A 22,419-nucleotide genomic window follows, 5' to 3' on the forward strand; every position below is an offset into this window, starting at 1 on the left:
TTCCTCACAACTGACCGATGCCGAAGCGATAGGTGGACGTAACAATGCTGCTGGCCGTCGGTGCGGCGGCAGCCAGTACGGTGATGACTTGCGGCGATGGCGCAACACGCCCCGGCACAGGGGTGGTGGCCGGGCTTGCCGCAGCAACGGCTGCCTGCGCGGCTGCAGCTGCCACAGCGGGGTCTGCCGCAGAGGCCGGTGCAGCCAGCGGGGCCGGTGCTTCGGGCGGCTGCAGCTGTACTTGGCCAACCGGCTGCAGCGGCTTGCTTGCGTTCACAACGGCTTGCGGTGCAACGGCCTGCGGCGAATCAGCTCTCGGCGACGCCGCTTCGGCGTGCACTGGCGAGATGGCCTCGGGCATCAAGGGCGCAGCGAACAATGGCGAACCCAGCGCGCGCATGAAGGCATCGGCCTGCCCCAGTGCAGACAGCGGCTCGTCTGCGGGCACCATTGGCATCGCCGCGGTCGGCGCAAGGTCGGCGGGCGGCGTGATTTGGGCTTGTGCAGTTACAGGTACAGCGAGTAGCGATGCCGGCTGCAGCGCGGGTGGTTCAGGCCGGGGATGTGCTGGCGCATCCAGCGCAGCCGGCTCCGGCCAGATGGGTGCATCTGCTGCCGGGGGCGACAGCGGATCAATCTCGGCCGTGGATATCGACACCGCCGCGGCGGCCTGCGGCTGCACGAGGCGCGCAGCAGGCTCATCCAGCGGCCAGGGTGCTTCGTCGGCAAACGGGTCGTGCAGCACACCACCCGAGGTGGCGGGCGCTTCGAGCAGCGCACGGCGCAGCAGGCGTTCGAGGTAGTTCATGCCCTGCCCCAGCGCAGATTCCCGCGCGATGCCAACTGCCTTGCCACAGCGTCGCCGGTTTCAATCAATGCGCGGCGCGTGCTGCGCGGCAGCGCCAGGATTTCGCGCAGCGACCAACCATAGCTGCCGGCCAGGCGGTGGATTTCGGACAGCAACAACGCGCGCTCGCCCAGCAAACGTTGCAGCAGGAACGATTGCAGGTCGAAATGCGCATCCTGCACCGCGCCGCATTCGCTGCACGGTGCAGTCAGCTCGACATCGATGATGGGGGCCTGTGCCTCCAGCTCGGCGCAGGCAGCCGCCATGCCGGCAGGCGACATGCCCAGCACGGCAGCCAGCGCGGCCACACCATCGCGCGCGCCATGCTCGGCGGCGGTCATTTCCTCTTCCGCCGTCGGGGCACGCCAGTTGCTGCCCTGCGCCGTACGCCCTGCCGCCAGATGCTGCTGCAGCTCGCGCAGCGAGAACGACAAGTCATACTTGCTGTGGCAAGCCGGGCAGCTCAAGGTGGAAACGATACGGTCCCCCCACAGCTGGCGGTACAGCGCGGCCAGCAGCGCATCGCGCTCCGTAGCCGGCATGCTGCCGGCACGCGGCGCGGCGCTGTGGTCGAGCAGGCGGTCGAGCAAGGCCACCGCTGCACGCGTGTCCACGCCCTCCACGGCCAGCTCGTCGCGCCCGCTCAGCTCGCGCAGTGCCAGACGGCGCACCGGGCTGGCGGGCGTGCTTTGCAGGATTACCGTTTCCGATCGCATGGTCTGCCCGATCCGCGCCGCCTCAGCTTTCTGCCGGCTCGTTCACGTCGACGTCACGCTCCCAGCCCTCGTTCTGCAGCACCATGTGCTCGATGGCGATGGCGTGGCCATTGGCGTCCAGCTCGGGCAGGGCCTGGTATTCGGACACCCAGCAGCGGTAGATCTTGTAGGCCAGCGCCACCTTGCCCTGCTCGTTCAACAGCTCGATGGTGATGTCCTTGCGGAAATTCTTCAGCGAGATCGCCGCATCGCCCTGCGTGCTGTAGATCAGGTTGGCCCAGGCTTCGAACTCCGGGTCGTGGGTGAGGCCGCGCTCCAGCGTGATCGGCTCGAACTTCCACAGGCTGGGCGATACGCGCGAGCTGCTCGGATCGCCGCCCTCGCGGTGGGTGACGACCTCGGTCGAGCGCTTGAGCGCCGACACCTTGGACACGCCCGCCACATAGCGGCCGTCCCATTTCACCCGGAATTTCATGTTCTTGTACGGATCGAAACGTTGCGTATTGACCGGAAATTGCGCCATTTTTTAGGTTTCCTTGTCGTTGGGTTGCGTCGGTGCGGTCACGATCAGGTCTGAACCTGGCCGGCAATCTGCTGCAGCGACAGCACGACGAACTCGGCCGGCTTGAGCGGCGCAAAGCCGACCAGCACGTTGACGATGCCCAGATCGCGGTCGTTCTGCGTGGTGGTGCTGGCATCGCATTTAACGAAATACGCCTCGCGCGGCGTAGCGCCCTGGAACGCACCCTGACGGAACAGGTTGTGCATGAAGGCACCCACGTTCAGGCGGATCTGCGCCCACAGCGGCTCGTCGTTCGGCTCGAACACGGCCCACTTCAGGCCGCGATACAGGCTCTCTTCCATGTAGAGCGCCAGGCGGCGGATGGGGATGTATTTGTATTCCGAGCCAAAGCCGTCGTCGCCATCCATGGTGCGCGCGCCCCAGTTGACGATGCCGTTGGGGAACACGCGGATGGTGTTGACCGCCTTGGGGTTGAGCACGCCGTTTTCGCCGTCGGAGAAGCGGTACTGCACGCCCAGCACGCCGCGCAGATCGGCCTCGGTGCCGGCCGGAGCCTTCCACACGCCCCGGCTGCCGTCGATGCGGGCAATCAGGCCGGCAATGGCGCCGCTGGGGCCAACCAGCACTTCCTTGCCGTTGTCGTCGATCTTCAGGTTGGGGTAGAACACCGCCGAGTAGTCCTTGACCAGACCGACACGCAGCGTATTCACGCCCACGCTCACGTCGGTGGCCTTTTGCGAATCGCTCCAGTTGGCGGGCGGATCAATCAGCAGAAAGGCGCGGCGGCGTTGTGCGAACACAGAGGCTGGCCCCCACAGCTTGCGGGTGTCACCATCGCTGTGGCCCGCATCCTTGGGCAGCAGCAGCAGGTTGAACAGGTCGATCTCGCGGTCGGCCACCGTATAGGCTTTTTCGTAGTCGGACGGCTGCGGCGTGCCGCCGTCGTTGCCGCTGACGCCACCTTCATAGAAGGTGCCGCCCGGCGTAGCCGCCAGACTGTAGTAACGGGTATTGAGCACCGGCGAGGCAAATGCGGAGGCAGCACCGGTGGCCGACAGCGTGCTGGTCACACCATCTGCCAGGCTGCCCACCGGCAGGATGGCGAGGCGATTGCCCCATACCTCGGCGGTCCACTCGAAGGTCGGGTCGCTGGCGCGCTTGGCCACCACGGCGGCGGCCAGGATGGCGAGCTTCTCGCGCACGCCGCCACGACCGTCGTCGTCATTGGTGGCCGAGGCATCCTGGAACAGATGCGCCGGCGCGGTCACACCCGCAGCAGTGGTTGTTGCCAGGCTGCTGGCGCCGTTGAGCTGGATGGAGGCGCCACCGGTTGCCAGTGCCGTCGGCGCATTCTGCTTGGTGCCGGCAAACTGCAGGAAGTCCGAGCCGGCAGCCAGCAGGTTGTTCATGCGCGTGACCACGCCGCTCGGCGCCGGACGGCGCACGGCGGAGCGCGAGACTTCGATACCGCCCTGCGCGGCGCCCAGCAACAGCACGCTGGCCAGATCGGCGGTCGAGGCCGGGTCGATGAACACATCACCGCTGCTGCTGGCGATCTTGAGCAGATTGGTGGTGGCGTTGTTGCCCTCGCCCACCGGGCCGGGGATCAGGGTTGCGGCAATCGGCGTGGTGGACGGCAGCTGGGTGTTGATGAGTGCGGTGAGCGCGGTCTGGAAGTTGGTCGGGAAGCTGGCGTTGTTGGCCGGCATGGCCAGACTGCTGAGGTCGATCGGCCACGGCGCCGAGCCGTTCACGCTCAGGCGGAACCTGCTGCCCTTGGCCAGCAGCGCAATCAGGTTGGTACGCAGCACGGCCACCGTAGAAGCGCCGACGGCATAGCCGCTGAGCGAATACCCCTCGCCCGACAGCGGCGTGGCCTTGTTGGGGTCGGTGACGGCGATCAGCGCCGAGCTGCCGTTGACGACATCCTCGATGTAGCGCTGGTTGTCCTTGTCCATCGACAGGTTGAGGTAGGTTTCCACCCCGTTCTTGACCAGCGCGCCGTTGGCCAGCCGCACCCAGCGGAAGACTTCCAGATTGAAGGTCGCTTCCGGCTGCGCGGTGTTGTAGTTCACCGACAGGCGGATATCGTTGCCCAAGAGGCCTGCCGCGCGTGCAGCCACCTTGAGCGTGCCGCCGGCGGCGCCCGATTCATCGCGCAAGGTCAGCTGGGCCGGTGCGGCGCTGCTGTCGGCAATGCGGATCACCCAGGCTTGCGTGCCGCCATTGGTGAAGAACAGCTTGATGGCCCTAGCCAGATCGCTGCCGGCATACGTGGCCGAGAAAGCCCGTACGAAGTCCTCGTAGCTCAGGCACTGCACCGGGGCGAACAGGTCGCCGGTCTTGGCACGGCCGATGAACAGGGCAATCGACGTTCCGACGCCAACGATGGTCCGCACGCCGCTCGGTATTTCCTGGACGTACACCCCTGGATAACTGACTGCGACTGGCATTCACATCTCCTCAGGTCTTGATAGGCTGGCTGAATCGTCCACATGCGGCCCTTCCGCCGGGATCAGCGCACCAGTTGCAGTCGTTCGCGCCGGGTCGGCCAGCGCATAGCGCACGCGGCCATCGACAGCGGTGGACGCCACCACCACGCGGCGGCTCTCCAGCCAGGCCAGCAATTCGGCCAGCGCATCGGTGCTGATGGCGACTTCCGGTATCCACCAGGCGCGCATGCCCTCGACCGTATCGGCCGCCTGCGGATGGGCCTGCCAGTAGCGGGCCAGCGCCTGTATGGCGAGCTGATGTCTGGTGTCGTCCATCTGCGCCCTCGTGAACGCGACTGCAGCTGACTTCATGCAATTGCCATACCCGCACACCTACTGACGACAAACCCTTGAAGCTATGATTGTTTTTGAAAGCAATAAAAAAGCTGCGCGCATGAAAACATCCGGCATGTACACAGCCCGGCCGGCCGCAAAGCAAGCAGGCAGGCGTGCTGCGCCAGGTGGACACAATCAGCCATGCAGATGGATGTTTTTGTCCTACCCTGCACGTGGCGCGGGCGGGCAGCGCAAGCCCACGATGGCCAGGACGACAAAAACGACCCGGCAAGCCGTAACGCGGCGGCAAAAGGGAGATCAATGCTGGGGGAAATGCAGGCGAACGAGCGCTCAGCCGCGATAAAGGCTGGCGTCGATATGGTGTTTGCGGATCAGCTCGAACAGCGCGCGGCGGTTCTTTTGTGCCAGACGCGCCGCCTGGGTGATATTGCCTTCGCACGTTTGCAGCAGGCGCTCGATATAGCTGCGCTCGAAGCGTTCGACCGCGCGCGCCTTGGCCAGATTGAATGATTCCGCCTCATCCGTGACGAGGGGCTGGGGCAGGTCCAGATCGGCCGGCAACAGCATGCCGCCATTGCTCATCAGCACGGCCCGCTCCAGCACATGCTTGAGTTCACGCACATTGCCGGGCCAGTCATGCTCGCGCAGCGCCGCCAGGGCATCCGGGTGCAGCTGCGGCACCGGCAAACCCTGGTCACCGCAGAGTTGCGCCACGAAATGCACGGCCAGCAGGGGAATGTCCTCTGCCCGCTCGCGCAGGGCAGGCAGCGTGAGCGACAACACATTGAGGCGGAAAAACAGGTCTTGCCGGAAAGCACCAGTCGCCACCAGCAGTTTGAGGCAACGGTTGCTGGCCGCCAGCACGCGCACATTGGCCTTGTGCATGGTGTTGGCGCCCACCTGCCGGTATTGCTTGTCCTCCAGAAAGCGCAACAGCTTGGCCTGCGCGCCCAATGGCAACGAATCGATTTCATCCAGGAACAGCGTACCGCCTTCTGCCTCGCGCACCAGGCCGGGCCGGGCGGCATGGGCATGGGTGTAGGCGCCCTTCACGTGGCCGAACAGCTCGTCCTCGACCAGCTCCTGCGGGATGGCGCCACAATTGACCGCCACCCACGGCCCCCCCGCCCGCTGCGATGAATAATGAATGGTGCGCGCGCACACCTCCTTGCCGCTGCCGGTCTCGCCGAGGATCAACACCCCGGCTTCGGACTGGGCAATCCGCCCCAGCCGGGCAATCTGGCTGCGAAACGCCGGGCTCTGGCCTATGGGCTCGGGCAGATTGCCCGCCGGGCGCGGCAAGGGTGCAGCCTGGGGCGGGTTTGCCGGCATCGCGGCGCGGGTACTCAAGGCACGACGCAAGCGGGCCAGCAGCTCGTCGGCACGGAAAGGCACGCCCAGAAAATCACTGGCCCCGCTGGCCAGCAGGCCCAGCAGGCCCTCGCCCGGCAGATCGTCGGCCACTACCAGCACCGGAGTGGCGGGCTGCTCGCTGCGCCAGCGGGCGATCAGCGCGCTGGCGGCCGGCAACGCGGCCGCTCCGGTCACCACCAGCGCCAGTGCGGCCTCGGGCAGTGCCCGCCCATGATAGGGGCTGAGCGACTGGCAAAGGTCGGCCAGCGCCAGATCACGGCAGTCAGCCAGCGCGGCCCGCAGGGCAGGCAACGCAGCACTGTCCATGCACAAGGCGGTAACCGCAACCGAAAGAGGGGACATGACTTCTTGTACCTGCTGGGCAGCTGAATACGTGTGCGAGAGCCTGTTTTTTACCTCTAGCCCGGCACAAAATCCAGTGCAGCCGATACCCGTCAAGCCGCGAGAATGCTGGATTTTCAAACTTCATTTCAAGACAAGACAGTATCTATGTGCGCTGCTGCCAGCGCCGTTTGCCACGCAGCCTGCGGCCCGGCTGGCGCCGACAGTAAACCGCGACCGATCGCGCACACCGGAAAAACGTCAGCAAGCCGACATCAAAGACACGATGATGTTGTCATGAACTTGTGGCAGGTTTCACACTTTTTCAGGTGCACGCACAGGGCCCGGCGGGGAAATACCGTCCCTGTCAGCACGGGGATGGCATGCGCCCTCCCCGGTCAATCACACAAACCCGATATTCCAGCTGCTGGCATTGAAGTTGCGCAAATTGGGCAGTACGGTCAGCAGGTCGGTATTGGATATGCCGAACCAGCCGCCCAGCGTGGCGGCATACTGATCGACTGACAGCGTGGGTAGCAAGCGTCCCTCGCCCACATCATCCGGGCCATTGTTGGCAACGGCCGGCGGCGTGCCGTAGAGCTGCTTGCCCTTGACCGCGCCGCCCAGCACGAAATGCATGCTGCCCCAGCCATGATCCGACCCGTCGTTGTTGCCCGACAGGGTGCGACCGAAGTCCGATGCGGTAAAGGTGGTGACCTGGCTGGCCACGCCCAGATCGACGGTGGCGTTGTAGAACGCCGCCAGCGCGCTGGATACCGACGTCAACAGGCCCGGGTGCACATTCAGCAAGCCATCGTGCGTATCGAAGCCCCCTAGCGACACGAAGAACACCTGCCGCTTGGCACCAATGGCACCCGCACTGGCGATCATGCGCGCCACCATCTTGAGCTGGTCGGCCAGGCTGTTGCCGGTCGGAAACGCGGTGGTGATCGCGCTGGCCGGCACCAGATTGCTGGTCAGCTGGCTGCCGGTATCGAGCGCGCGCTTGGTCACCCGGCTGTATTCCGCTTCAAGCAACTGGGGGCTGGGCTGGGTGATCAGTGTTTGCAGCGCCGCGGCAGCACCGCTGGAACCGAACAGGCTGCTGGCAGCGCGCAGCGGCACCGGGCCGCTGGTCGATACCTGGTATTGCACCGCAGTGCCACCGGACAGATACACCGCATTGCCCGATACGTTCACGCAGGTAAAGGTGGCATTGCCGTTGCCCGCCATCACCAGATCGCCCATGCGGCCACCCCAGCCGGTGGTCGCCCCTTCGGGAGAGGACGATTGCCACACCGACTGCTGATCATTGTGCGAAAACAGCTTGGGCGGCAGCGGTACTGATTTGGCCTGGTATTGCGCCTTGGTGGTGGGCTGCACCAGCGTACCCACGTTCAGCACCGTCGCCATCTTGCCTGCATTGAAAATGGGCAGCAGCGGCGCCAGCTCGGGCGCCAGCGCATACTGGCGCCCCCCGGCGAGCGCCTGCGTGGGCACCAGCACTGTGCCATCGAGCGCACTGCGGGTGTACGCCAAGGTCGGGCGCAGGCCGTTGTAGAGGTTGTAGTTGGTCTGGTCGTAGGGAATCAGGGTGTTGGCGTAATCGTTGCCGCCATACAGAAACACGCAGACCAGTGCCTTGTAGTCGGTTGCACCGGCAGCTGCAGCCTCACCCATGGCCGCCAGGCTCATCGCCCACGGCGTGGCCAGTCCTGCCAGCGACAGAGCGGAAGCCTGCTTGAGAAAGGCACGGCGGGACGGGTCCATGACATCGCGTTTCATCGTCTTGTCTCCGTTCACTTCTGTACCAGATATTCGGGGGCGGCCATTGTCAGCAGGATGGCGGCATATACCCGGTTATTGCGCGTGGCATCGGTACCGGTGGGCATGCCGGCAATGGTGTTCTGCAGCAAGGACACGGTATTGGCCCCCAGTTGGTTGGCCGCCAGCAGCAGATTGGCCTGCGCCACCAGTGCAGCCGGGTTGTCGACCAGCGCCAGCAAGCTGGCGTACTGCCCCTTGATGTCACTGATACCGGTACCGATGGCCAGCTGCATGTAGTTGATGTAACCCAGCACCGACGACTCGTTGGTAATCTGGAATTCCGGCGCCACCAGCCCGGCCGTGGCAATTGCACTATTGGGCGGCACATAGCCGGGGCGAAAGAAATTGAACACGCTGGACGAACGCAGCGGGCTTTGCCCCAGCCGCGTGGCCGGATCCGAGGTATCGCCGATGGCCCAGGCATCGCTCGGTGATGTCGCCCCGAATGCGCGCGCCCAGGCAGTCAGCCGCAGGATCGGCTCGCGCAGCTTGCCAAAGCCAGTTTGCGCGGCGGTGGCGCTGTTGCGCGCCTCGTCGTCCAGCAGCAGCGCGCGGATCACCGCGCGCAGATTGCCCTTCACCCCGCTGCCATCATTATTGAACACAGCGGCGATGCGCTGCACATAGGCCGGGCTGGGGTTGCTGGTGACCAGCCGCTGGATCAACTGCCGGCTCACGAACGGCGCGACGTTGGGGTGCGCAAAAATGATGTCCAGCGCGGCATTCAGGCTGGCTGCGCCATCCAGCCCGGCCGGCACGGTGGCCCCCAGAAAGGTGCTGGCCCCGGTCTCGTGGCGGGCAGCCACCTGCACCATCGGGCGGCGTTGAAAGTCCGGCGTGTTGCCATTGCCCACCGACAGGTCCCAGTCCCAGCCGGTGAAAATGCGCGCCAGCCCGGTGATGTCGTCCAGCGTATAGGTTTCCTGCGTCTTGCCGTTTACCAGCCTGGGCGTGCCATCCGCATTGAGCTGCAAGAGGCCGATGGTGAACAGCTGCATCAATTCGCGCGCGTAGTTCTCATCCGGAAAGGCGCCAGTCTTGGCGTTGTATTTGACGTTGCCGCGAAAGGTCAGGTATTCGCCCATGGCCGCGCTGGTCGAGACTTGCTGCAGCAGGGTGCGGTAGTTGCCGAAGGCGTTGTTTTCGAGGATGTCGAGATAGTTGGCGGCGGCAAAGGCGCGCCAACCGCCTGACAAGCCATTGATCGATACCACCAGCAGCTCGGACAACGCCAGGGTCACACGCTGGCGCAAGGTATCAGGCGAGGCAATCAGCTTGCGCCATGCACAGGCATCGAAGCCATTCATGCCGTTTTTGTTGCCGGCCGTATCAAAGCTTTTGCTCGCCAGCCAGTCACAGCGGCTCATGCTCTGTGGCAACGCCATCTGCTCGTCGATCCACGCGGCATAGCCTATGGCCTGCACGCGCGTCAGTTGCGCGGTATCGGCCCCGGTGGATGCCTGCGCCAGAAAACGGGCCGCCTGCTGCGCACTCGGCGCAAGTTGCGGCGGCAAAGTGGGAACCGGGCTGGGGACAGGTGTCGCCCCCCCGCCGTTCGGACTGGGGCTTGGGCTGCTACTACCGCCGCCTCCGCCGCAAGCCGCCAAAGTGCCAGCCAGCGCAAGAACGACCGCCCCCTGTCCTGCCAGGCGAGCCAGACCATCGCCCTCTCCGGCGACAGGGCTTGGTGATGAAGGCTTGGTCTGCATCGGCAACTCCAACATGAAAGCGTGAGCAAAGCGACAGGCTAGCTCAACGGGGCAACAGGGTAGCCGGTTTACGCCACACGACCAACGAGGGTGCTCATAATTGCACGGCGGGCGATCAACCGGCGACGCAGCATGCGCCGCCGGTGGGGAAGATGCAAAGCAAGCCCGGCCGGGCAACGCCAACCAGGATTGCTTAGTCGCGCTTACAGCAACTCGACGGACGGCTGATTCACCGGCACCCGCAAACGGGTGGTCTGCTGCAATGCCGGCGACGGTGCCTGGCCATTGCTCAGCCGTGCCACCTTGCGGAACTCGACCTGCAGCTCGCCCGGCAGCACGGTGACCACCGCATAACCCTGTGCATCGGTATCGGCATACTTGATCCACGGGTTGTTGACCGGCGCCACGCCGGTCTGGCTGTTGGCAAACGGGTTGAGGCGCTTGGCCACTTCGCTGGCCGGCACATTGGCAGCCGGGATCTTCAACGCGGCAGCCAGTTGCTGCTGGATCAGCCCGGCCAGTGTCATTGCGGCGACCGAGCGCGATGCAGCAGCCAACGCGGCGATGGTGGTGGCAATGGTCGCTCCCATGGTGCCGCCGACGGTGTCGTTGAAGCTGTTGATCGGCGCAGCCGACAGGCTGGCGGTAGCAACAAACGCAGCGGCGGGCACCTTGCCGGCGGCAATCGCGGCCCCCACGGCCTGCTGGATGGCGCTGGTGTTGCTCAGGTCGGTCACGCCTGCGGCCATGGCGATGGCGGCGGACAGCATCTGGATGGCAATCGCCTCGGCCTTCTGCTCGGAAATCACCACCAGCGGCGCGGCTGCAGCAAAGGTCGGGTCGGACGTGCTGCTGGCAAAATAGCTGTAGAACGAATCGCTGCTGATGCCAGCCGTGACCAGATCGACCATGGTGGCCGCACCGGTGCTGTAGTCGTCATACACGCTGCCGGCATAGAAGCTGTGGATATCGCCGGTCAGCGCCACCACATTGCGGATGCTCTGGTTGCGCAGGAAGCCGACCAGGTTCTTGCGCTCGGCGTTATAGCCGTCCCACTGGTCGGCGTTGAGCACGAACTCGGTCTTGAGCGCGGCCGGCGCACCGGGAATGGTGCTGCCATCCAGACGCATGCGCAGCAGCGAGACCTCGTTGCCCCAGAACTTCCAGGTGGCCGGGCTTTGCTGCATGGTTTGCTGCCACCAGTTGCGCTGTGTCTGGCCCAGCATGGTCACCGGGCTGAGCGGGTCCAGCCCGGCGGCGGTTGCCGCAGCGATTTTCTTGCCTTCGATGGCGGCCAGCGTGGCAGCCGGCACCAGATAGCGGCTGCCGATGCTGCTGCCGACAGCGGCCTCCGGGATGACGTGGTCGGCGCGGTACAGGCGCTCGTCGGTCATCACCAGATGCGCCAGCTTGCCAAAGCGGAAGTCGCGGTAGAGCTTGATGTTGGTGAAGGCCGGGTTGCTGGCATCGAAGGTCACGTCAGCCGGCATGAACTCGAACCACGCCTGGTTGGCGCTGCGGCGGCGTGCGGTGTCGTGGTCGTTGTCACCCACACCGGTGGCTGCGTTATAGGTGCCATTGGTATAGGTGGTGGCATCACCCCAGCAATCGTCCGAGAACTCGTGGTCGTCCCAGGTGGCGATCAGCGGGAAGCGCGCGTGCACGGCCTGCAGGCGCGGGTCGCTGCGGTATTGCTTGTACAGCGCGCGGTAGTCGGCCAGGGTGGATGCGTAGCGCGCACCGCTGTTGCCGCTCTTGTACGGGCCATCCGGCAGGCTGAGCTTGCCGTGGCGGCTTTCCACGCTGCCGTTCTGGAACGATTCGCCGACGGTTTCGTAGATGTAGTCACCCAGATGCACGATGAAGTCGAGATCATCGGCCGCCAGCAGATCGAACGCGCCCCAGTGGTTGATGCTCCAGTCCTGGCAGGACAGGAAGGCAAACTTGAGCCTGGCCACTTCGGCATCGCTTGCCGGCGCGGTGCGGGTGCGGCCAACGGGCGAGCGGCTGTCGCCGGCAACAAACTGGTAGTAATAGGTGGTGGCCGGTGCCAGGCCGGTGATCTTGTGGCGCAGCGTGTGATCCCACGCTGTGAGCGCACTCAGCGCGACTTCGGTGGTGGCGCCGATCAGCGCATCGGTCTTGCCGATCTGACCGCTGGCATCGCTGCTGGTGATGATGAGCTTGACCGCGATATCGGCGCCACTGCTGACGGCAATCGGGTCGGAGCCCTGCGGCAGCACCCGGGTCCAGAACAGCACGCTGTCCGGGCGCGGATCGCCACTGGCGATGCCTTGCGGAAACTGGAACAACGCGGGTTTGCTGTTGTTGTCCGGCGTGGTGCCGTCGCTACCGCCGCTGGAACAGGCGGCCAGCATGCCGCCAAGGCTGGAAACAGTAATAAAGCCAGTCAGTTTGAGAAAGCCGCGCCGATCCATGGTGATATCCGTGCCAATGTAAAAGCACGCACACTACGACGCGAAGATGACCGGATTAAAACAGTTATTTGAATTTGTGTTGACGATGGGCACGGGCTGCAGCCGCCCCTATATGGGCGGCCCTGCCTGCGTGCAGCGAAATCAGATCGCGAGTTGGTCCAGCGCAGCGCCGGTAGCGAGGAAATCGACCACCCATTGCGGCTTGCGGCCACGGCCGGTCCAGGTCTGGCTGGCATCAGCCGGATTGCGGTATTTGGCGACGCCGGTCGAAGTCGATTTGCCGGCCTTGCCTGCAGCACCCAGCAGCTCTTCCAGCGAGAAACCGTTTTCGGCAGCCAGTTTCTTGATGGCGGCAATCGCGTCGCGCTTTTCGCTGACTTTGCGTTGCTCGATGGCTGCGGCAATTTCCTTTTGCAGGTCAAACAATTGTGGCAGGGTGTAGGCCGAAAAATCGGTCATGACGGACTCCAGTTGATTAGTCAGGCAAAGAATGAATCATACGTTAAGGAAAGCATTTACCGCTATCAACCTGACGGGCATTTTTTCACTCCCATCTTGATTGTTGTATAGCGCAAGTGCACAAACCGGCAGCAACAAACCGAAAAAACCAGATGGCTCAATGGATTGGCGAGCAATCGGCAATTATGTACAGCCCTATTCCCCTATCCGGACCTTAGGCAAACACACAACAAAAAAGGCGAGCCTTACGGCTCGCCTGACATGAATACCTATCCAGCTAGCTGGACTGTTTATTTGAGTGGCGTCGGCCCGTTGTTGTAATACCGTGCCGCCTGCACAAACCACCAGTGATCATCGGTCAGCTGCTGGCCACCCAGACCGATATTGTCGGTCGAGTCACCGACACCGGCACCAAACAGCGCGGTCACCACGCCGGCATCACGCGCTTCGGCCCAGTGATTGCCCCACACGATATTGCTGCCGCTGCTGCCGATCTTGCTGTCGCCAGCGGCATTGGTGGCGTAATAGGACGGTGCGAATACACTCGGGCTGGCACTGAAGGTATCGCCGAAGAAATACGTCGGGCCGGTATCTTCATAGTGCTTGCTGCTGTTATTGCCCAGCGTAGCAAACGGCGCGCCGGTATACGGGTTGTTGCCCACCGAGCCGTTGACATGGCCGGCCGGCAATTGCCACAGCACCACCGGTTTTTGCAGTGCCGCATGCAGCGTGCTCACGTAGTAAAGGTAGTTGTTCCAGTGGTCGGCATTGAACTGCCATTTGCTGTTGCCCGCTGCACCACCGTCATAACCATACTTGTCGAAGGAAATGAAGCTGGCGCCATAGCTGGTAATGCCGGCCGTGTTGTAATAATTGGCCACACGCTGGGCGCTGGCGGCAATATACGGACGGCCATTGGCCCAGCCATGTTCGGATGCATCGGTAATATGCATCAGGCCCTGGCCGGAAGCACCGCTTTGCGCATCGGACCAGACATTGATCTGCCAGCCATACCACGCATTTTTGCTGTACTTCTGGATGATGTAATTGACTGCCTTGACGAGGCCGCTGACCGTATTCGGGAATTGCGGATCGCTGGCGGTCAATACGCCGCTGGCATAAGCCTGATCGACACGCGCGGTAATCTGGTCAGCGCTCAGGCCAGAGTTCTGCATCAGGTAGCCGATGAAATCCGGCTCGATTACATAACCCACCGGATCATCACCCGCCTCGGTATTGGCGATGGTGATCACGTTCAGCCAGTCCTTGAAGTAGGCCTGCATGTACGTGGCGTCCTGCACGTGTGCCAGATCGGTCGGATAGCTCTCGCCACCATCCGCAATGTTGTAGAACACCAGGATGGGGATCATGCCCAGTTTCTTCGATTCGCGAATGAAGCTGGTTTCGCGGAAGCAGGGAATGGTCGTCCAGGTGCACCAGCTGGTATTGCCCGGCACCGATGCGCCGCCATTCAAATAGACATAGCGGAAATCGCTGCGGGTATTGAGGTCGCCATTGCCGAAGTTCTGCAGTGTCGCCAGCGAGGTTGCCGTGTCGTCCGATACAGTCCCCAGCGACAGATAGTTGGGCACGCCCGGCAGGCTGCCATCGGCGTTCTTGACGCGCACACCGATCAGCCGCACCGCACCGCTGGCATCGCTGATGCGGATGCCGGCCCGGCCCGGGGCCCTGGCCACGACGGTGAGCTTGCCGGCGCTGACGCTGACGGTAGCCACCGCCGGATTGTTCGATGCCACGGTGAACGACGGGCTGGATACCCCCGCCACCGACAGATCGACCACGCTGCTGCTGTTCAAGGCCACGGTCTGCTGCAGCGCCTGGCCATCGCCATCCCACTGCGCCACGCTGATCAGCGATGCGGCACCCACGGTGGTATAGGCGGCATCACTGAGGTTGCTGCCGGCCGAGTTGATCACCTTGACCTGATAGGTGTAGATGCCCAGCTTCTTGCCCGTCACCTGGATCGTGCCGGTCTGCGCGCCTGTAGTGGCAGGCACGCTGCCGCTTTGCACCTTGCTGCCGTTTTCATACAGCTCCCAGCTGGTGGCGGTATTGCCCGACCAGATGTTCCACTGGATGGGGAAGTCACCCGCGTGGTTGTAGTTCTGGATCTGCATGGTCGGCTTGTTGGGCACGCCGGCCACGACAGGTGTTGGCGTAACAACCGGCGTCGGGGTCGGCGTCGGGCCGCCGCTGACCGGTGTCGGCGTGACAACCGGCGTCGGGGTGGTGCCTGTGCAGTCACCGATCATCAGCCACGATTTGCCGCTGCCGACCGAACCGCTATCGCTGGCCGGGTTGCTGGTGGTCCACCAGTTGGCCTGATAGTTGAGACCCTGATAAGTCACCTTGTCGCCGGTGCTGTAGCTGCGGCTGGAATCCCACTGGGCAAAGCAGGAAGACGGCACCGGTGTGGCCGAGGGCTTGGGCGTTGCGGTGGGCGCCGGCGTGGCAGTCGGTACAGGGGTCGCCGTGGGCAGCGGTGTGGCGCTGGGCTTCGGCGTCGGGGCGGTCGTCGGCACCGGCGTTGCGGTCGGCTTGGTGGTCGGCGTTACGGTCGGGGTCGGCGCCGTGGTGGGTTTGGTAGTCGGCGTTACGGTCGGAACCGGTGTCGCGGTAGGCTTGGGTGTCGGGCTGGGCGTGCTGCCGGTATCCGGCCCCAGATCGGTCCACAGCGAGGCCAGCGCGGGCGTCCAGCCGGTACCGGTGTAGTCGGTCTGGCTGACCACGGCTTTGTAGTCGTGGCCGTTATACAGCACGATGGTACCGGCTGCGTAATAGGTATCCGGCTGCCAGGCCGGGTAGGCTGCGAACGCGTGCGTCGCTGCCAGGACGGCCGGAATGGCCGCCAGCATCAGGCGTTTCAACATGTTGTCCATCTCCTCCAGCCTTGGTGGGTCGGCTGCAAGAGCGGCCGTGGCGGGTGCCGGCCTTATCGGTGCCGTGTCTGCCCGCCTGCGGGAACGGCAAGCTGGTTGGTCCGTCCCCCGCAGCCATTAGCGGGAATATTCACAACGATGTCAAGCGTACGAAAGTACAGCCCAGCGGTGGGCACCAGCAGCGAGGGTTGGGGTGCCGGCAAACGAGCATGCGCGTGCAGCCCATGCGGGCCGGCAAGCCGGTGAATCAGGCGTGCTTGCGGCGGAAGTCATCCATGAAGCCAGCCAGCACCTCGACCGCCGGCAGGGTCAGTCCGTTGTAGAGCGAGGCACGCAAGCCGCCCACCGAGCGGTGCCCGCCCAGCCCGGACAACCCTGCTGCCGTGGCTTCGGCCAGGAACTGCTGCTCCAGCGCCGGCGTGGCCAGGTTGAACGACACATTCATGCTGGAGCGATCCTGCACACGCGCACGACCACGGTAATAGCCATCGCTGGCATCGAGCACGCCGTACAGCAGCTCGGCCTTGGCGGCATTGCGCGCCGCCATGTTGTGCAGCCCGCCCACCTCGTTCAGCAGCCAGCGCGTTACCAGCAGCACCACATAGATGGCGAACACCGGCGGCGTGTTGAAGTTGGAGTGTGCCTTGACATGGCTGCGGTAATCCAGAAAGCCGGGCAGATCGTCCGGCGCGTGCGCCAGCACTTCGTCACGCACCAGCACCACGGTGACACCCGCCGGGCCGATGTTCTTTTGCGCATGGGCATAGATCAGCGCAAAGCGCTCCGCCTCGCAGGGTTTGGACAGGAAGTCGGACGACATGTCGCACACGCGCGGCACATCATCGCGGCCCAGCACGCGCTGGAACTGCAGCCCTTCCACTGTTTCGTTGCTCACGTAATGCAGATATGGCGCATCGGCGGCGAAGGCCAGCTCACCGTCATCCGGCAAACGGGTAAAGCCGCTGTCCTGGCCACTCCACAACGTGCGTATCGGCCCTTCGCGGCGTGCTTCGGCCAGCACCTTGCCGCTCCAGTAGCCGGTATGCAGGTAGTCGGCCGGTGCGGTTGCGCCGTGCAGCAGGGTCATCGGCACCATGGAAAACTGCTGTGTGGCACCGCCTTGCAGCAGCAGCACGTGATAGCTGTCCGGCAGGCCCAGCAGGCTGCGGATATTGCGTTCCAGCTCGGCCACCACCGCGGCAAACCAGTCGGAGCGATGGCTGATGCCCAGCACCGACAGGCCGACCTCCGGCACGGCAATGATGGCCTGCTGCACCTGCTGCAGCACGCTTTCCGGCAGTGCGCCCGGCCCGCCGGAAAAATTAAGGCTGTTGGGATTCATCTGCGTCATGCTCATGCCCTCCATGGCCATCAGGCCGCAGCCTGGCCGGCTGCCTGCGTGCGCAACAGCAAATCGCGGAAGGCGTTGCGCACCTTGGCCATGTGGATTTGCTTGTACGGAAACATGTGCTCCTCATCCATGGCGTGCACCACCATGGCGTGGTCGATTTCAAACACCAGCAACTCGCCATCGCGGGTTTCAGCACAGTCGATACAGACATAGTCCAGCCCGGTGCGACTGGCGATCTCGTCCAGCGCAACACGATGGCGCGCCACAAAGTCGTCGAAGCGGTCCATGAAGGCCAGCTCCTGGGCGCGCTTGTCGGCGTCGTCATACATGCCGGCATTCAGGTAATGCACCATCCAGTGCGACGACACTGCCATATGGCAGGCAAACGCTTGCCCGCTGACCAAGGCCACGCGCGCCTTGCGAAACTGGCCGTCCGCGCCGCTGTAATCGACAAAGCGGGAGACATAGAAATCATCCCCGCCCTCGGCGGCCAGATAGGCCGCGAGCGCGGCCGTATCGGCAATGCGCGCCAGCCCATGCCCGCCGTGCGAGCCCACCGGCCGCACGATGAGCGGGAAATCGCAATCCGCCCAGCACGCCAGCGCAGCAGCGGTGCCGGCAGCCACTTGTTGTAAAGTGGCACGGTCAGTGCGCCAGGTCGGCGGCATCAGCAAGCCAGGCACACCCTGCAGCATGGCGCTGGCGTATTCGCGCCCCACCTTGGGGATATGGCTGGCATGGTTGAGCACCGGGCGCGGCCACTGCGCGAGGATTTCGGGCAGCGCTTGCAACATCACCTGCGTGGCATCGCTCTCGCCCATGCCCACCAGCAGCACGTCGTGCTCGGGAATTTCCTCGGCAAACCAGGCTTGCGGCGACAGGTAGTAATAGATCAGCTCGATGTCGGTGTTTTCCAGCAGGCATTCCAGCGGCGTATTGGCCGACAGTTCACCATCGGTCATCAGCACCAGCACCGTCAGGCGTGGCGGCTGGCTGGCTGCCGGGATGCGATAGGTGCGCGCCATAGACAGCGCCTGCCCCTGTATCGCCAGACCGGAATCACGCTGGCCGATGGCCAGCATCAGCGTCGAGAGCGTGAGCCACAGCGCGGCGTTGTCCGGCTCGGCGCCTGCCTGCGCCAGCATGGCCTGCGCCAACGGCCGCATGTCGACACCGGCAATGCTCATGCGCAAAAAGGGCGCCATGCCCTTGTAAGGCATGCTGAAACGGGAAGTACCGGCAAGCGGGCTGGAGGTGAAAGTCACGCTGGGATTCCGGAAGGAAAGCGGCCGAGCATACCGCTCTCTTGCAATTGGCGACAGTAGCTGCCTACAGCATGCAAGTAGACGCGCGGCATGGCAATCGCGGTTTGTCTGGATGGCGGCGCGCATGCAGGCAGCGGCCGACGGTGCTATCGTTGCACTTTAGTCCATCCTTTCGGCCCCGCATGGTCATCCTATCCGGCACTGGCAGCTGGCGCGCCCGGCTTGCACTCCCGCTGACGCAACGCGCGGCAACCGCACCGCAACACTTCATCGACTATTTCAGCTACGCCAACGCACTGACCGGCAACCCGCGCCAGTTGCGCCCGGTTGCGCTACCCACCGACTTCCTGGCCGACGTCGCCCAGGCCATCACCGAGCTGCCCGCCACGCTGCAGCAGCGGCTGGCCAGCAAGCTGCTGGGCATCTACTTTGTGGCCGGGCTGGGCTCGACCGGGCTGACCGACGTGCTGCTGGACGAGAGCGGTAACATCATCGGCTGTTTCGTATTGCTTGATGCCGAGGTGCTGATGCAGCGCACCGCCAACCAGTGGGCCAGCTGGAAGATCAACATCCCCTTCCGGCCCGGCAACGCCAACCTGGCATTGCGCATTGCCGATGGCGCCGACAACACGCGCAAGACCGCGATCCAGCACATCCTGCTGCATGAGTTTGCGCATGTGCTGTCCACCGGCGAAGCCATCCTGCCCGACTGGTGGCGCAGCAGCGCCGAGCTGGGCAATACGGCCGACTATGCCTTCCTGCAACTGGCGTGGACCATCAGTGCCGACAAGCGCATCGTCCCCACGCTGGCCAATACGCTACCGCTGCTGGACAAGGTGGATTACGCCGGAGACCGCCCGCTGGCGGCAACGGATGTGCAGCCCGTGTATCAGGCGCTGGCACAAAGCGCCTTCCCCACCTTGTATGCGGCAACCAGCGTGTATGACGACTTTGCCGAGTCATTCGCCGTCTACGTGCACACCGAGCTGCTGGGGCGCCCGTTTGAAACGACGCTGAGCGATGGCACGCGCACCGTGCTGCAGTTCAACGCAACAGACTGGCTGCAGCGCCAGCCAGCCCGGCGCGCGTTTTTGCGTCAGTACCTGACTGCGAACTAGGGCCTGTTAACACTTATTTCACGCTTGCGTTCGGGGTAGTTCGGGATGGAGCGCAAGGCGCAGAACGCGCCGCGGTACGGGTACCGCAAGCGGTTTGCAACGCAGCGAACCGCCCGAAATACCCCGAACCCGCAGGGCTGGGCCGCAAAGAGGCCATCTACGGCGTTACGCGCCTTGGCAATAACCGGTTATTGCCTGCGTTGCGTGCCTTGTAGCTGACCTCTTTGCGGCCCAGCGCAAGCGCGAAATAAGTGTTAACAGGCCCTAGGCCTCGTGCTCGGGGTACTCCCCGGCCCGTTTGTGTTGCCCCACGCGCTGTGCACGATAAATGCCGTGATGACCGGAAAAGAGATATGCCATGGTGCAAGCCAGCAAGGCATAGATACCGACATCGGCGCCGAACAGCTCCATGGCCATCAAAGTCGACGCCAGCGGTGTATTGGACGCGCCGGCAAACACTGCGACAAAACCCAAGCCGGCCAGCAACGGCAAGGGCTGGTGCAATAATGGCGCCAGTGCATTGCCCAGTGTGGCGCCGATATAGAACAGCGGCGTCACCTCACCCCCTTTGAAGCCAGTACCCAACGACAGCACGGTAAAGGCAAACTTGCCGGCAAAGTCCCACGGCGCCAGCGGCTGCTGGAAGGCCTGCACGATGGTCGGAATACCCAGGCCGATATAGCGGTCAGCCCCCAGCGCCAACACCGCTGCTGCGACAACTATCCCACCCAGCACGGGGCGCAACGGGGCATAGGCGATACGCCGCTTCATCCAGCCGGACAGGGCATGGCTGGCACGGGCAAAGGCCATGCCGACCAGGCCGAACAGCAACCCGGCCACCAGCACGGCTCCAAGGCTGTAGATGCCGATGGCAGGAATGCTGCCGATCGCATAATGGGTATGCAGCACGCCCCACCACAGCGCCACGCGGTCGGCCACGATGCCTGCAACCACGCAGGGCAGCAATGCGTCATAGCGCAGCCGGCCGATGGCGAGCACCTCCAGCCCGAACACCGCGCCGGCCAGCGGCGTGCCGAATACCGCAGCAAAGCCGGCACTGATGCCGGCCATCAACAGTAGCCGCCTGTCCTCGTGTTGCAGGCGGAACAGGTGGGTGAGCTGATCGGCCAGCGCACCGCCCATTTGCACCGCTGTTCCCTCGCGCCCCACCGAGGCGCCAAACAGATGCGAGATCACCGTGCCGCCCAGCACCAGAGGCGCCATGCGCAGTGGCACCACTTTCTGCGGGTCGTGGATTTCGTCGATCAACAGGTTGTTGCCGGCTTCGACACGGCTGCCCAAACGCAGATAAAGCCAGCCGACCACAAAGCCGGCCAACGGCAACAACAGCAGCAGCCAGCGGTGCGTTTCACGCGTATGCGTGGCCCAATCAAGCGCGAACAGGAATGCCGCGGTGGCAGAGCCAGTGGCAAGCGCAGCAACGCTGGCCAGCAGCACCCATTTGGCCAGATAGACGAGTTGGGACAACAGCGAGGAAATCTTGAACATGGCACCAGATTTGTCGTGTGGGCAAACCCGGCGGGTGATCGACAGGCGCACCTGCAGCGCGTCCGCCACCGGGAACGTGTGCAGGCATCATCAGCCGGTCAGGGCGGTTTGGGGAGGAATGCCATCTCCGTACCCTGCAGATTCTAGAACCGGCCCGCCCATGATGCAACGTCGGGGACAAATTCGCGCACTGCATTTATGCTGAGACATTACCGCTACTGCCCTGCCCCATGTGCGTCAACTACCGTTCGCTGCCCGCGCAAACCCTGCAGCAATACATGAACCTGCCCGTAATCGATAGCGGCTGGGCTGACGAGGTCTGGCAAGACTATGCAGCCCCCATCGTGGTGACCGGCGAGCGTGGCGATACCGAGGTGTTGCTCGCCAGCTATGGCATGGTGCCCAAGCGCAAGCTGCCGCCGGGCGCAAAACACTACGCCACCATGAATGCACGCGCCGAAACCGTGGGCCAGCTCAAGAGCTACAAAACGGCCTGGGCCAGGCAATACCGTTGTCTGGTGCCCATGCAGGCGTTTTATGAACCCTGCTATGAATCCGGTCGCGCCGAACGCTACCGCATTGCCATGGCGAATGAAACGCCGTTTGCCGTAGCCGGTATCTGGCGCCCGTGGGCAGAGGAAGACGGTGGCTACAGCTTTTCGTTCAGCCAGATCACCGTGAATGCCGACCAGCACCCGCTGATGCGGCGCATGCACAAGCCGGGGGACGAAAAGCGCAGCCTGGTCATTGTGGCCCGCGCAGACTACGACGGGTGGCTGAATGCCGCCACGCCGGAGGAGGCACGCAGCCTGCTGCGGCTGCCACCGGATGGAGCACTGTCCGCCCGGGCGGCCGAGCCGGCCCGCAATGCCAGCCTGTTCTGACTGATACGAAACAGGAACACCCGAATGCGCCGCACCCCACCCGAGAAAAAACGACTCAGCCTCGCCAAAGACCGCCGCAATGCCTATGGTGAATGCCCGACATCGAGCCGGCGCAACATCCGCCGCAACAAGCAGTTCAGCCGGCGCGCGGCACGGCACGGAGCCGACGCCATGCTGCGCACCGCCACGCTGGATGAGGAGAGCGCGGCAAACGCCGAGGTCCGCGCGCGCGGCAGCGCCGAGCTGAAGCGGCGGCAAGGCTTTCGCAAATCGCCGGATATCGCGCTGGCAACCATCATTGCCAGCAAGCAGGCCAGGCGCGCCAGATTGCGACTGCAGCCACGCCGTGGCAAACGCAGCATTAAGGCATCACACGAAGAGTAAGCTCA

Annotated in this window: 18 protein-coding genes and 1 riboswitch; of the genes, 4 read left to right on the forward strand and 14 right to left on the reverse strand. The window is 64.0% G+C overall.

Annotated features, from left to right (window positions below):
- Positions 1 to 4: 4 nt before the first annotated feature.
- The 6 genes from B9A19_RS03870 to B9A19_RS03895 form a co-directional block, all read right to left on the reverse strand.
- Entirely contained in the window at positions 5 to 808 is an 804-nt protein-coding gene (locus B9A19_RS03870; RefSeq protein WP_084089230.1) for a hypothetical protein, read from the reverse strand.
- Positions 805 to 1,563: a hypothetical protein gene (locus B9A19_RS03875; protein WP_084089231.1), complete on the reverse strand. Its 759-nt coding sequence runs from the start codon at positions 1,561 to 1,563 to the stop codon at positions 805 to 807. Before B9A19_RS03875 ends, B9A19_RS03870 begins: the two co-directional genes overlap by 4 nt.
- Before the next feature lie 22 nt (positions 1,564 to 1,585).
- A complete protein-coding gene (locus tag B9A19_RS03880) occupies positions 1,586 to 2,086 on the reverse strand; it encodes a phage tail protein (RefSeq protein ID WP_084089232.1) in 501 nt (166 codons plus the stop codon).
- Positions 2,087 to 2,130: 44 nt separating this feature from the next.
- Positions 2,131 to 4,539, reverse strand: a complete 2,409-nt coding sequence (locus B9A19_RS22755) for a phage tail sheath C-terminal domain-containing protein (protein ID WP_084089233.1) — start codon at positions 4,537 to 4,539, stop codon at positions 2,131 to 2,133.
- On the reverse strand, positions 4,540 to 4,854 hold the full coding sequence (locus B9A19_RS03890) for a hypothetical protein (protein WP_084089234.1): 315 nt from the start codon (positions 4,852 to 4,854) through the stop codon (positions 4,540 to 4,542).
- A 351-nt stretch (positions 4,855 to 5,205) separates the two neighbouring features.
- Positions 5,206 to 6,591 (reverse strand): sigma-54 interaction domain-containing protein, encoded by a 1,386-nt coding sequence (locus tag B9A19_RS03895; protein ID WP_084089235.1) that lies wholly within the window; start codon positions 6,589 to 6,591, stop codon positions 5,206 to 5,208.
- On the opposite strand from B9A19_RS03895, the gene B9A19_RS21975 reads away from it, so the two are divergent.
- The gene (locus tag B9A19_RS21975; RefSeq protein ID WP_139798633.1) at positions 6,590 to 6,871 is read left to right on the forward strand and encodes a hypothetical protein; all 282 of its coding nucleotides are present in this window, start codon (positions 6,590 to 6,592) and stop codon (positions 6,869 to 6,871) included. The two genes, B9A19_RS03895 and B9A19_RS21975, sit on opposite strands and share 2 nt — an antisense overlap.
- Before the next feature lie 101 nt (positions 6,872 to 6,972).
- On the opposite strand, the gene B9A19_RS03900 is transcribed toward B9A19_RS21975, so the two are convergent.
- The 7 genes from B9A19_RS03900 to B9A19_RS03930 form a co-directional block, all read right to left on the reverse strand.
- Positions 6,973 to 8,355, reverse strand: coding sequence for a DUF1501 domain-containing protein (locus tag B9A19_RS03900; RefSeq protein WP_084089236.1), 1,383 nt, complete (start codon positions 8,353 to 8,355; stop codon positions 6,973 to 6,975).
- 14 nt (positions 8,356 to 8,369) lie between these two features.
- Positions 8,370 to 9,911 (reverse strand): DUF1800 domain-containing protein, encoded by a 1,542-nt coding sequence (locus B9A19_RS03905; protein ID WP_217806981.1) that lies wholly within the window; start codon positions 9,909 to 9,911, stop codon positions 8,370 to 8,372.
- 398 nt (positions 9,912 to 10,309) lie between these two features.
- Positions 10,310 to 12,544, reverse strand: coding sequence for an alkaline phosphatase D family protein (locus B9A19_RS03910; RefSeq protein ID WP_084089237.1), 2,235 nt, complete (start codon positions 12,542 to 12,544; stop codon positions 10,310 to 10,312).
- A gap of 141 nt (positions 12,545 to 12,685) precedes the next feature.
- A complete protein-coding gene (locus tag B9A19_RS03915; RefSeq protein WP_084089238.1) occupies positions 12,686 to 13,003 on the reverse strand; it encodes an H-NS histone family protein in 318 nt (105 codons plus the stop codon).
- 290 nt (positions 13,004 to 13,293) lie between these two features.
- On the reverse strand, positions 13,294 to 15,894 hold the full coding sequence (locus B9A19_RS03920; RefSeq protein WP_176216754.1) for a carbohydrate-binding protein: 2,601 nt from the start codon (positions 15,892 to 15,894) through the stop codon (positions 13,294 to 13,296).
- 256 nt (positions 15,895 to 16,150) lie between these two features.
- Complete coding sequence (locus B9A19_RS03925; RefSeq protein ID WP_084089281.1) at positions 16,151 to 17,254, reverse strand: phosphoserine transaminase; 1,104 nt, start codon at positions 17,252 to 17,254, stop codon at positions 16,151 to 16,153.
- A 20-nt stretch (positions 17,255 to 17,274) separates the two neighbouring features.
- The gene (locus B9A19_RS03930; RefSeq protein ID WP_217806982.1) at positions 17,275 to 18,519 is read right to left on the reverse strand and encodes an ATP-grasp domain-containing protein; all 1,245 of its coding nucleotides are present in this window, start codon (positions 18,517 to 18,519) and stop codon (positions 17,275 to 17,277) included.
- 182 nt (positions 18,520 to 18,701) lie between these two features.
- Between B9A19_RS03930 and B9A19_RS03935 the strand changes: the two genes are divergently transcribed.
- Complete coding sequence (locus B9A19_RS03935) at positions 18,702 to 19,637, forward strand: hypothetical protein (protein WP_084089241.1); 936 nt, start codon at positions 18,702 to 18,704, stop codon at positions 19,635 to 19,637.
- A gap of 264 nt (positions 19,638 to 19,901) precedes the next feature.
- Here the strand turns inward: B9A19_RS03935 and B9A19_RS03940 are convergent, their stop codons facing one another.
- The gene (locus tag B9A19_RS03940) at positions 19,902 to 21,146 is read right to left on the reverse strand and encodes a voltage-gated chloride channel family protein (protein WP_084089282.1); all 1,245 of its coding nucleotides are present in this window, start codon (positions 21,144 to 21,146) and stop codon (positions 19,902 to 19,904) included.
- Between the two features lie 74 nt (positions 21,147 to 21,220).
- Positions 21,221 to 21,284, reverse strand: a riboswitch (Fluoride riboswitch).
- A gap of 140 nt (positions 21,285 to 21,424) precedes the next feature.
- Between B9A19_RS03940 and B9A19_RS03945 the strand changes: the two genes are divergently transcribed.
- Together B9A19_RS03945 and B9A19_RS03950 are read left to right on the forward strand one after the other, a co-directional pair.
- On the forward strand, positions 21,425 to 22,030 hold the full coding sequence (locus B9A19_RS03945; RefSeq protein ID WP_245804259.1) for an SOS response-associated peptidase: 606 nt from the start codon (positions 21,425 to 21,427) through the stop codon (positions 22,028 to 22,030).
- Between the two features lie 24 nt (positions 22,031 to 22,054).
- Complete coding sequence (locus B9A19_RS03950) at positions 22,055 to 22,414, forward strand: hypothetical protein (protein ID WP_084089243.1); 360 nt, start codon at positions 22,055 to 22,057, stop codon at positions 22,412 to 22,414.
- The last annotated feature ends 5 nt before the right edge of the window (positions 22,415 to 22,419 follow it).

The organism is Andreprevotia lacus DSM 23236 (genome assembly GCF_900176275.1).
GTDB lineage: Bacteria > Pseudomonadota > Gammaproteobacteria > Burkholderiales > Chitinibacteraceae > Andreprevotia > Andreprevotia lacus.

Excerpts from the sequence above, each read along its gene's own strand:
- B9A19_RS03870 (WP_084089230.1), bottom strand. The coding sequence starts at position 808 with ATGAACTACCTCGAACGCCTGCTGCGCCGTGCGCTGCTCGAAGCGCCC.
- B9A19_RS03875 (WP_084089231.1), bottom strand. The coding sequence starts at position 1,563 with ATGCGATCGGAAACGGTAATCCTGCAAAGCACGCCCGCCAGCCCGGTG.
- B9A19_RS03880 (WP_084089232.1), bottom strand. The coding sequence starts at position 2,086 with ATGGCGCAATTTCCGGTCAATACGCAACGTTTCGATCCGTACAAGAAC.
- B9A19_RS22755 (WP_084089233.1), bottom strand. The coding sequence starts at position 4,539 with ATGCCAGTCGCAGTCAGTTATCCAGGGGTGTACGTCCAGGAAATACCG.
- B9A19_RS03890 (WP_084089234.1), bottom strand. The coding sequence starts at position 4,854 with ATGGACGACACCAGACATCAGCTCGCCATACAGGCGCTGGCCCGCTAC.
- B9A19_RS21975 (WP_139798633.1), top strand. The coding sequence starts at position 6,590 with ATGACTTCTTGTACCTGCTGGGCAGCTGAATACGTGTGCGAGAGCCTG.
- B9A19_RS03895 (WP_084089235.1), bottom strand. The coding sequence starts at position 6,591 with ATGTCCCCTCTTTCGGTTGCGGTTACCGCCTTGTGCATGGACAGTGCT.
- B9A19_RS03900 (WP_084089236.1), bottom strand. The coding sequence starts at position 8,355 with ATGAAACGCGATGTCATGGACCCGTCCCGCCGTGCCTTTCTCAAGCAG.
- B9A19_RS03910 (WP_084089237.1), bottom strand. The coding sequence starts at position 12,544 with ATGGATCGGCGCGGCTTTCTCAAACTGACTGGCTTTATTACTGTTTCC.
- B9A19_RS03915 (WP_084089238.1), bottom strand. The coding sequence starts at position 13,003 with ATGACCGATTTTTCGGCCTACACCCTGCCACAATTGTTTGACCTGCAA.
- B9A19_RS03920 (WP_176216754.1), bottom strand. The coding sequence starts at position 15,894 with ATGTTGAAACGCCTGATGCTGGCGGCCATTCCGGCCGTCCTGGCAGCG.
- B9A19_RS03925 (WP_084089281.1), bottom strand. The coding sequence starts at position 17,254 with ATGACGCAGATGAATCCCAACAGCCTTAATTTTTCCGGCGGGCCGGGC.
- B9A19_RS03935 (WP_084089241.1), top strand. The coding sequence starts at position 18,702 with ATGGTCATCCTATCCGGCACTGGCAGCTGGCGCGCCCGGCTTGCACTC.
- B9A19_RS03940 (WP_084089282.1), bottom strand. The coding sequence starts at position 21,146 with ATGTTCAAGATTTCCTCGCTGTTGTCCCAACTCGTCTATCTGGCCAAA.
- B9A19_RS03945 (WP_245804259.1), top strand. The coding sequence starts at position 21,425 with ATGAACCTGCCCGTAATCGATAGCGGCTGGGCTGACGAGGTCTGGCAA.
- B9A19_RS03950 (WP_084089243.1), top strand. The coding sequence starts at position 22,055 with ATGCGCCGCACCCCACCCGAGAAAAAACGACTCAGCCTCGCCAAAGAC.